Source organism: Kitasatospora sp. NPDC040550 (genome assembly GCF_055594965.1).
Genome location: NZ_JBVIWC010000014.1, coordinates 109,740 through 119,889, shown reverse-complemented (window position 1 = coordinate 119,889; position 10,150 = coordinate 109,740). Strand labels below are relative to the sequence as shown.

The 10,150-nt window shown below is 74.2% G+C and carries 7 protein-coding genes; 3 read left to right on the top strand and 4 right to left on the bottom strand.

All coding sequences use genetic code 11. The features are described 5' to 3' along the window. Positions 1–104 precede the first annotated feature (104 nt). The 4 genes from ACZ58X_RS21655 to ACZ58X_RS21640 form a co-directional block, all read right to left on the bottom strand. Entirely contained in the window at positions 105–2,546 is a 2,442-nt protein-coding gene (locus ACZ58X_RS21655) for a transglutaminase TgpA family protein (RefSeq protein ID WP_470335235.1), read from the bottom strand. Further along, entirely contained in the window at positions 2,543–3,865 is a 1,323-nt protein-coding gene (locus ACZ58X_RS21650) for a DUF58 domain-containing protein (RefSeq protein ID WP_470335234.1), read from the bottom strand. The genes ACZ58X_RS21655 and ACZ58X_RS21650 overlap by 4 nt, the downstream gene beginning before the upstream one ends. A gap of 1 nt (position 3,866) precedes the next feature. Then, on the bottom strand, positions 3,867–4,913 hold the full coding sequence (locus ACZ58X_RS21645; protein ID WP_470335233.1) for an AAA family ATPase: 1,047 nt from the start codon (positions 4,911–4,913) through the stop codon (positions 3,867–3,869). Positions 4,914–5,144: 231 nt separating this feature from the next. Beyond that, positions 5,145–5,687, bottom strand: coding sequence for a beta-class carbonic anhydrase (locus ACZ58X_RS21640; RefSeq protein ID WP_470335232.1), 543 nt, complete (start codon positions 5,685–5,687; stop codon positions 5,145–5,147). Positions 5,688–6,227: 540 nt separating this feature from the next. On the opposite strand from ACZ58X_RS21640, the gene rsmH reads away from it, so the two are divergent. From rsmH to ACZ58X_RS21625, 3 genes are all read left to right on the top strand, one after another. Then, on the top strand, positions 6,228–7,202 hold the full coding sequence (gene rsmH, locus ACZ58X_RS21635) for a 16S rRNA (cytosine(1402)-N(4))-methyltransferase RsmH (protein ID WP_470335231.1): 975 nt from the start codon (positions 6,228–6,230) through the stop codon (positions 7,200–7,202). Positions 7,203–7,334: 132 nt separating this feature from the next. After that, positions 7,335–7,874, top strand: coding sequence for a cell division protein FtsL (gene ftsL / locus ACZ58X_RS21630; RefSeq protein WP_470335230.1), 540 nt, complete (start codon positions 7,335–7,337; stop codon positions 7,872–7,874). Further along, on the top strand, positions 7,871–10,144 hold the full coding sequence (locus ACZ58X_RS21625; protein ID WP_470335229.1) for a peptidoglycan D,D-transpeptidase FtsI family protein: 2,274 nt from the start codon (positions 7,871–7,873) through the stop codon (positions 10,142–10,144). Before ftsL ends, ACZ58X_RS21625 begins: the two co-directional genes overlap by 4 nt. Positions 10,145–10,150: the final 6 nt, after the last annotated feature.

Here is a 10,150-nt window from a genome sequence, read left to right as displayed (position 1 = left end):
GCACGGAGCGGGAGGAGGGGCCGGGGGCACAACCCAGCAACCCCCCCCCCCCCCCCCCCCCCCCCCCCCCCCCCCCCCCCCCCCCCCCCGGCTCTCGCGTTCCGTCAGGACTCCGGGCCGGATCCCTTGCGCCGGCCGGTCAGCCGTCGCACCGGACCGGCGACCGCCTCGGTGGCCCGGCCCGCCCGGGTGGCGACGGCCGCCCGGGCCGCCCGCACCGTGTCGGAGGTCCGCCACCACAGCTGGGCCGAGGACGGCGGCAGCAGCAGGGCCCGCAGTCGCCCGGCCCGGCCGGCCCCGGCCCGCAGGGCCCGCCGGGCGGTGCGGACGTCGGCGGCCAGCGGGGCCGTGGTGACCTGCCCGGCCGGGGCGTAGAGCACCCGCTCGGTGGCCAGTGCCAGCCGTCCGGCGGCGGCCGCCGCGTCCGCGTCCAGGTCCGCCGTCTCGGTGATCCGCCGGGCGGCCGAGCGCGGGGTGCGTGACTCGTCCGGGGGAATTCCGACGTCCCAGGCGGAGTCCACCAGCTCGTCCCAGGCGGCCAGCACCTGGGCGTCGGTGAGCTCGACCGGGCCGTCCCCGCCGGGCCGGCGGCGCCCTCCGCCGCCGAGCCGGCGGCGTCGTACGGCGGTCCGCCAGAACATCGGTACGAGCAGCAGCGCGATCAGCGCCACCACGACGGCCAGGGTGCCGAGCACCTGGCCGGACAGCAGCCAGGACTCGTCGGCCGTCCGGCTGACCGCCTTGTTCTTGGACCCGCAGTCGCCCAGCTGGCGCTGCTTGGCGGTGCAGTCGGAGCTCTGGGACGGCGCCGGGACGGCGGCCGAGCTGGTCGCCGCGGCGGTCGGCTGCTGGGAGGGCGCCGTGGTCGGGGCGCTGGACGCCTCGGAGTAGCGGGCCGGGACGCCCCGGCTCGGGGTCGGCTCGAAGCGCATCCAGCCGTAGCCGGAGAAGTACAGCTCGGGCCAGGCGTGGTACATCCGGCCGCTGACCGAGTAGACGTCGCCGCCCTTGCTGTCGCCGGGGGTGAAGCCGACCGCGACCCGGGCCGGGATCTTCAGCACCCGGGCCATCGCCGCCATGGTGGAGGCGAAGTGCACGCAGAAGCCCCGGCGGTCGCGCAGGAAGACCGCGATCGCGTTGCTGCCGGTGCCGCCCTCGACCGAGGTGTCGTACTTGAACCCGGGGCCGGTGAACCAGTTCACCAGCGCGGTGGCCCGGTCGTAGTCGGTGCGCGCATTGGCGGTGACCGCCTTGGCCTGCTCGGCGACCACGGCCGGCAGGTCGGACGGGACGGCGGTGTAGCGGTCCCGGATGTCCTGCGGGGCGAGCGGCGCGGTGCGCAGCTCGTCGGCGGTGGGCCGCAGGTCCAGCGTGCTGACGTGGTAGCGCAGGCCGCTGATCGCCTTGTCGTTGGACGACAGGACGGTGCGGGTGATCGGGTCGAGCTTCCACTCGCCGCGGTTGGGGACCTGGACGGAGGCGGCCGGGTACGGCATCGGCAGCCAGCTCTTCTCCAGGCCGTCGCTGACCTTGAAGTCGCCCTCGATCCGGGGGACGTTGGTGACCCGCAGGCCCTCCGGGGTGGGCAGGGTGGCCGGGAGGTCGCTGACCACCGTGCTGCCGAGCTTCCAGTTGGTGCCGTCGAACTGGTCCAGCGAGCCGGTGCGCAGGTAGATCTGGTCGGCGAGGTCGCTGTCCAGGGTGTAGGTGAGCAGCTCGTTGTCGGACGGCTTGCTGATCGCCGCCTCCAGGCTGACCAGCGGGTCGAGGCTGGTGGTCACGCTCCCGGCGGTGCCGTGCCCGGACGACCCGCCGGACGAGCCGGAGTCCAGCAGTCCGAGGTTCCAGCGCGGCAGGAAGACCGGCAGCAGCAGGGCCAGGGCCAGCGCCAGGACGCCGACCTGCTGGCCGCCCTGGCTGATCTGGCTGGAGGTGATCGTGCCGCGCGCGCTGCCGCGGAAGACCCGGCCCCAGCGGGAGACCCGGTCCTGGCCCTCGGCGAACAGCAGCACCAGGTAGCCGGCCGAGGCGAAGCCGAACCAGACCCAGCTGCCGTGGTCCCCGGCCACGCCGTTGCCGATCGAGTACAGCGCCAGCAGCGGCAGCCCGGCCAGCGCCGAGCGCCGGTAGGTCACCGCGATGGTGTCCACCAGCACGGCGATCAGGCCGACCGAGGAGACCAGGATCAGCCGCAGGCCTGCGGTCGGCGGCGCCGGGAGGGCGTACTGGGCGATGTCGTCCAGACCGGAGGAGAAGACCTGGCTGAGCACCCGCATCGCGGGCGCCCCGGGCAGCACCCCGCCGGTCAGCCCGGACCCGGCGAAGCCGAGCAGCATCAGCAGGAGCAGCACCAGCACCTGGGCCACCGGCACCGACCAGCGGTACAGCGGGGAGCGGCGCAGGCCGGCGCCGACCGCCGAGATCACGGCGATCACCAGGAAGGCGTGGGTGAGCCAGCTGCGGGTGGTCAGCAGCGGCAGCAGGCACAGCGAGGCGAGGGCGGTGGCCAGCGCCGAGTAAACGGTCAGTTTGGCCCGGGTGGTCACGCGCCGGCCTCATCTCGGTAGGGGGCGGTGGTCTTGGCGCCGTCGGCGGCCCGCCACAGGTCCGGTACGGAGTCGCCCGCCCGGACCGGCAGGACCGTCCAGCCGGCCGCGCGCAGTTCCCGGACCCGCTCGCGGAACTCGTCGCCACCGGTGTCGGGGGCGAGCATCCGCACACCGGCCCAGGTGCCGGTGTCGAGCAGGAAGGCGATCGCCCCGCCGGTGCGGCTGCGCAGCCGGGCCAGCCGGGTGGCCTGCGCCGCGTCCAGGTCGCCGAGGACGGCCACCAGCAGGCCCTCGCCGCCGGCCCGCAGCGGCTCCTCGGCGCGGGACAGCCCGGCGCCGTCCGACAGGTCCGCGACCGCGAGGGCGTCCAGGATCAGCCCGGAGGTGTCGGCGGCGACGTTGTGGCCGCCGCTGCCGGGCCCGGGCACCCAGTGCCCGGTGTCGGTGAGCAGCTGGGTCTGGTACCCGCGCTCCAGCAGGTGCACGGCGACGGAGGCGGCGCAGCTGACCGCCCACTCGAAGGAGGAGGCGGGGCCGCTGCCCCGGTGGGCCACCTCGCGGGTGTCCAGCAGGACGGTGGCGCGGGCCTTCTGCGGCTGCTCCTCGCGGCGCACCATCAGCTCGCCGTACCGGGCGGTGGAGCGCCAGTGCACCCGGCGCAGGTCGTCGCCGGGCCGGTACTCGCGCAGGATCACGTCGTCGTCGCCGGCCAGCGCCAGGGTGCGGGTGTGGCTCTCGCCCTGGCCGATCCACTCGCCGCTGAGCCGCACCTGCGGCAGCGCCTGGACCTGGGGGACGACGGTGAGCACGTCGGAGGCGGCGAAGGCGCGGTTGACCTCGCACATCCCGAACGGGTCGGACAGCCGCAGCTGCAGCGGCCCGAGCAGGTAGCGGCCGCGCAGGTCGGAGCGGACCCGGTAGGAGACCTCGCGGAAGCCGCGCGGCTCGACCCGGTCGAGCACGAACCGGGGCCGCGGCCCGAGCACGTACGGGACCTTGTCCTCCAGCAGCAGCAGCCCGGTGGGCACCCGGGAGACGTTGTCCACCCGCAGGTGGACCCGGGCCTCCTGGCCGGCGATCGCCCGGTGCGGGCTGAGCCGGCGTCCGCTGGCCACCCGGTACCGGGTGTTGGCGACCACCGCGGCGGCGGCCAGCGGCAGGGCGGTGAGCAGGACGCCGACCCGCAGCAGCGCGTCCTGGTCGAGCAGGTAGGCGCAGACCACCGCGGTCAGACCGGCCGCGAGGAAGGAGCGGCCCCGGGTGGTGAGGCCGTGCAGCCCGGCCCGCAGCCCGCCCGTTCCGTCGGATTCGGCCACCTCAGCCCCTCCGGACGGCCGGGCCGCCCTGCGGACGGGGCAGCGGCAGCCGGGCGACCAGGTCGGTCACGATCTGCTCGGCGGTGCGGCGGCCGAGCTGGGTCTCGGCGGTCGGCATCAGGCGGTGCGCCAGGACCGGGACGGCCAGCCGCTGGATGTCGTCCGGGGTGACGTAGTCGCGCCCGTCCAGCGCGGCGGCGGCGCGGGCGGCCCGGACCAGGTGCAGGGTGGCGCGCGGCGAGGCGCCCAGCCGCAGCTCGGGGCTGGTGCGGGTGGCGCCGACCAGGTCGACGGCGTAGCGGCGGACCGGGTCGGCGATGTGCACGGTGCGGACCAGCTCGACCAGCTTGAGGATGTCGGCGGCGTGCGCGACCGGCTGGAGGTCGGCCAGCGGGTTGGCGCCGGCGTGCACGTCGAGCATCGCGAACTCGGCCTCGGGGCTGGGGTAGCCGATCGAGACCCGGGCCATGAAGCGGTCCCGCTGGGCCTCCGGGAGGGGGTAGGTGCCCTCCATCTCCACCGGGTTCTGGGTGGCCACGACCATGAACGGCGAGGGCAGCTCGTAGCTGGTGCCGTCGATGGTGACCTGGCGCTCCTCCATGGACTCCAGCAGCGCGGACTGGGTCTTCGGCGAGGCGCGGTTGATCTCGTCGCCGACCACGATCTGGGCGAAGATCGCGCCCGGGCGGAACTCGAAGTCGTGCTGCTGCTGGTCGTAGATGTTGGTGCCGGTGACGTCCGAGGGCAGCAGGTCGGGGGTGAACTGGATGCGGCGCACGGTGCAGTCCACGGACTTGGCGAGCGCCTTGGCCAGCATGGTCTTGCCGACGCCGGGCACGTCCTCCAGCAGCAGGTGGCCCTCGGCGAGCAGGACGGTCAGCGCGATCCGGACGGCCTCCGGCTTGCCCTCGATCACGCTCTCGATGTTGGCGCGGACCCGTTCCACGACCGCCGCGAGCTCCGGGAGCCCGACCGGACGGTACCCGTTCGCCCTCTGCTCGCCCCCCGCAGGACTGCCGAGACCGGCCTGATCGTTGTAGCTCGTCACCCGTTTACGCTCCCTGGCACACCGTGCCCGCCTCACCCGAGGCCGGACCCCACCCCATGCTTGACGCGGCCGTCCCGGGGGCGGTTCCGGACGAGGAACCGGCGCCGGTGGGCGGCCTGCGGCCCGGCCGCCCCAGGTGGTTCGGGGTCCGACCGGCAGGCGCATTCTCCCCCGTTCGGCGGTCAGAAGTCACCATTCGGCCCTCGCCGAATGAGAGCGGGCGGGCTCCGCTCAGCGGATCTCGCGCAGCAGCCCGGTGTGGACGTCGAAGACGAAGCCGCGGACGTCGTCGGTGTACGGCAGGAACGGGGAGGTGCGCACCCGCTGCATGGACTGGCGGACGTCGCCGTCCAGGTCGACGAAGGCCTCCACCGCCCACTGCGGGCGCTGGCCGACCTCCAGCTCCAGCTCGCGGCGGAAGTCCTCGGTGAGGCCGAGCAGTCCGCAGCCGGTGTGGTGGATCAGCGCGATCGAGCGGGTGCCCAGGGCGCGCTGGCTGATGGTCAGGGACCGGATGGTGTCGTCGGTGACGACGCCGCCGGCGTTGCGGATGACGTGGGCGTCGCCCAGTTCGAGGCCGAGCGCCGCGAAGAGGTCGAGCCGGGCGTCCATGCAGGCCACCACGGCGATCCTCTGGACCGGACGGGCGTCCATGCCGCCGTCGCGGAAGGTCACCGCGTACTCGCGGTTGGCCGTCACGAAGCGGTCGATGATGGTGTCTCCGGCGGGGGCGGCAGCGGCGTTCGGCGTGGGCCGGTCGGGGGTCACTGTCATGGTGGCGACGTTAGTGCGGTCCCGGGCCGCGCGGTGGGGCGGAGAGCTACAGAACGCACCGCCGTGAGCGAGAGCATGGCGACAACCGGAGGGTTCGTCCGGGCCGGTCCCGGGGTGGGTTCGTACCCGGTCGCTCGACGGGGCGCGCGCCGGCCGCCGGGGGCCGCCGGCCGGGACCTCCGCCGGGCCGCTCCGACGGCCGCGACCTGCGGTGATCCGTACCGCCGCCCGGGTGGTGCGCCGGAGCGGACCATTGACTGGCGGGGTCCGCGCGATAGAGTTGCGGCGCGTTGGAGCACACCCCTCGGAGCCCGTCAACCGGGCCGTGCCGACCGGTGTGCGGCCCGGCCGATGCGGCTCGTGGCCTCCACCCGCTCCGTGTTCACCTGGCGCACCTTCCCCGGCGCCGGGCGGTCACGACCTTCCCCTCGAGCGGGCGGGGACCACGGGCCGCGTCGTCGTGCCGGCAGGTGGTGGGCGAGAATGGTCGGAGCTCCCGGTCGTCGGGCTGCTCCGCACCGAGGAAGGGCGCCACCGCGCATGACCACCAACGAACCGGGTCCCAAGCACGTTCCGGTGATGCTGCAGCGGTGCATGGACGCGCTGGCGCCGGCGATCTCCCGCCCGGGGGCCGTGGTGGTCGACGCGACCCTGGGCCTCGGCGGCCACAGCGAGGCGCTGCTGACCCAGTTCCCGGAGGTCCGGCTGGTCGCGGTGGACCGCGACCCGCAGGCGTTGAAGCTCTCCGGCGAGCGGCTGGCCCCGTTCGGCGACCGGGCCACGCTGGTGCACGCGGTGTACGACGAGATCCCCGAGGTGCTGGAGCGCCTGGGCATCGACCGGATCGACGGCGTCCTGTTCGACCTCGGCGTCTCCTCGATGCAGCTGGACGAGGCCGACCGCGGTTTCGCCTACGCCCAGGACGCGCCGCTGGACATGCGGATGGACCAGACCCGGGGGATCAGCGCGGCGGAGGTGCTGAACACCTACAGCCACGGCGACCTGGCCCGGATCCTCAAGGTGTACGGCGAGGAGCGGTTCGCCGGGAAGATCGCGTCGGTCATCCTGCGGGAACGCGAGAAGGAACCGTTCACCAACAGCGCGCGTCTGGTCGAGTTGGTGCGCAACGCCATTCCGGCGGCGACCCGCCGGACCGGCGGGAACCCGGCCAAGCGGACGTTCCAGGCGCTGCGGATCGAGGTCAACGGCGAGCTGGAGGTCCTGGACCGGGCGATCCCGGGGGCGCTGGACGTCCTGGCGCTGGGCGGCCGGATCGCGGTGATGTCGTACCAGTCGCTGGAGGACCGGCTGGTGAAGCAGTACTTCGCCGCCGGAGCGACCAGCACCGCCCCGCCGGGGCTCCCGTTCATCCCGGAGGAGCACCAGCCCTGGCTCAAACTGATCACCCGCGGTGCCGAGCTGGCCACCGAGGAGGAGATCGAGGAGAACCGGCGCGCCGCGCCCGTGCGGCTGCGGGTGGCGGAGAGGATCAGGGACCGAAGCAAGCGGGGCTGAGGAACGGCTCCGGCGGGGTCCGAAGGGTGGAGGAGAGCGGTGGGGCCGGTGGCCGGTGAGGTCCGGGCGGGGCGGGGAGGACTCCCCGGACAGGGCAGGGCGCGCATCACGGTCCGGCCGGGGCGGCGCCCCGTGCGGGGACGCACGCCGTTCACGGTGCTCGTGGTGGTGCTGCTGGCGGCGGGGCTGCTCGGGCTGCTGGCGCTGAACACGGCGCTCAACGAGGGCTCCTTCGAACTGTCCCGGCTGCAGAAGCAGACCACCAAGGCGACCGACGAGCAGCAGAGCCTCCAGCACGAGATCGACCAGAGCTCGGCCCCGGACGCGCTGGCCAAGCGGGCCGGCGAACTGGGCATGGTCCCGGCCGGCGGGATGGCCTTCCTGGACGTGCCGAACGGCGGCAAGGTGCTCGGCACGCCCGGCCCGGCGCAGGACAGCCCGCCGGTGAAGAAGTCGACGGTCGATCCGTGGCCGACGAAGCCCGCGCCGGCCGCGCAGAGCCCGGCCCCGGCGCAGCCCTCCGGGCAGCCGTCCGGCACGCCGAGCGCCCAGCCCCCGGCCCAGCCGAGCCCCTCGGCGCCGCCGACCCCGGCGGCCTCGGCCGGTGACTCGGTGATCCAGCTCAACCCGGTGACGACCGCGCCGGCCCAGCACGGGGGTGGTACCCGATGACGACGCCTCGTCAGCCGTCCGGCTCCGGTTCGGGGTCCGGCTCCGGCCGCCGCCAGCCGCCGCGCAGCGGTACGGCCCGGCCGGTGGCCGGGCGCGGCCAGCCCGCGAAGGGGCAGCCGGCCAAGGGGCAGCCCGCCCGCGGCCAGTCCGGCAAGGTCCAGCCCGCGAAGGCCCAGCCGCCGAAGGCGCAGAGCCCGAAGGCCCAGCCCGCCAAGGGCCAGCCCGCGCGCGGCCAGTCGGCCAAGGCGCAGCCCGCCAGGTCCGCCTCCGTCGGCCGCACGCCGAGGGCGCCGCAGCAGCGCCGCCCGGAGGACCGTCCGCCGGCCCGCAGCCAGGCGGCCGTGCGGTCGCGCCCGAAGTCCAGGCTGCCGCAACGCGCCAAGGCGCTGCGGCTGGCCGAGCCGAAGCGCCGGCTGCGGGTGATCACCGTGGCGCTGTCGCTGGTGTTCTCGGTCTTCGCCGGGCGCCTGGTGCAGCTCCAGCTGGTGGACGCCGACGCGCTGGCCGCCGACGCGAACACCAACCGCTACCAGAGCATCCCGATCACCGCCGAGCGCGGCTCGATAACGTCCTCCGACGGCGTCGCCCTCGCGGCCACCGTGGACGCCTACGACATCACCGCCGACCCGGCGATGTTCACCCCCGAGGCGACCGGCATCCCGGACGCGCCCGAGCAGGCGGCCGCGCTGCTGTCGCCGATCCTCGGCGTGGCCAAGGAGAGGATCGCCGCCGACCTGCACACCCCGAAGACCCGCTACAAGCGGCTCGCCGCGCAGCAGAGCCCGGCCGCCAAGAGCCAGATCAGCGACCTCAAGACCGGCCTGGAGAAGAAGGCCGGCTCGCGGGCCTGCCAGGCTCAGAAGAAGCTGCTCGGCAAGCCGGCCGACCAGGGCGGGCGCACCCGGGTGGACAACGAGTGCGCCAACCCGCTGGCCGGGGTGTTCAACCGGGAGACCCAGAAGCGGATCTACCCGGCCGAGGGGCTGGCCGCCAACCTGGTCGGCTTCGTCAACGGCGAGGGCGAGGGCGCCGGCGGGCTGGAGCTGCAGTACCAGAAGCAGCTGGCCGGCAAGGACGGCCACAGCAGTTACGCGCAGGCGGGCGGGCGGTTGGTGCCCACCGCCGGGGGCTCGATGGACCCGGCCGTGCCCGGCAGCGACATCAAGCTGACCATCAACCGGGACGTCCAGTGGGCCGCCCAGCGGGCGATCACCGACCAGGTGGCCAACTCCGGCGCGGAGAAGGGCTACGTGGTGGTCCAGGACGTGAAGACCGGCCAGGTCATCGCGATGGCCTCCGCGCCCGGCTTCAACCCCAACGACCTGAGCCTCGCCAAGCAGTCCCAGATGGGCAACCCGGCCCTGGTGGACGCGTACGAGCCGGGCAGCACGGCCAAGCTGATGAGCCTGGCCGCCGTCCTGGACACCGGCAAGGCCAACTGGGACACCAAGGTGACGGTGCCCTACCCGCTGATCCGGGCCGGGCAGGAGTTCAAGGACGACGTCGTGCACGGCACCTGGTACCTGACCCTGGCCGGGGTGCTCGCCAAGTCCTCCAACATCGGCACCATCGAGGCGATCGAGACGCTCGGAGACGGCGACCAGCTGAAGGCCAACCAGATCCTGGACGGCTACCTGCGCAAGTTCGGGGTGGCCCAGCCGACCGGTCTGAACTTCCCGGGGGAGACCGCGGGCAAGCTCAAGAAGCCGGAGGACCTGGTCGCCTCGGAGAAGTACAACATCTCCTTCGGCCAGGGCCCGATGCAGATGAACGCGCTCCAGGCCACCTCGGTGTACTCGACCATCGCCAACGGCGGGGTGCGGGTCGCGCCCAGCATCGTCCAGGGGATCACCGGGTCGGACGGCAAGTACGTCCCGACCCCGGCCGGCGAGCAGACCCGGGTGGTCAGCGAGCAGACCGCCAAGACCCTCACCTCGATGCTGGAGTCGGTCGTCGACGACGAGCAGGGCACCGGCGGCAAGGCCGCGATCCCCGGCTACCGGGTCGCCGGGAAGACCGGCACCGCCAACCGGGGGGCCGCCGACGGCAAGGGCTACGACGGCTACACCGCCTCCTTCATCGGCTTCGCCCCCGCCGACGCCCCCCGCTACACCGTCTCCTGCACCCTCCAGGGCCCGGTCAACGGGCACTTCGGCGGCCAGCTGTGCGGGCCGGTGTTCAAGCAGGTGATGGAGTTCACCCTGAAAACCATGCAGGTCCCGCCGAGCGGGAGCCAGGCACCGAACCTGGCCGTCGAGTGGAAGCCGTGAACGAGG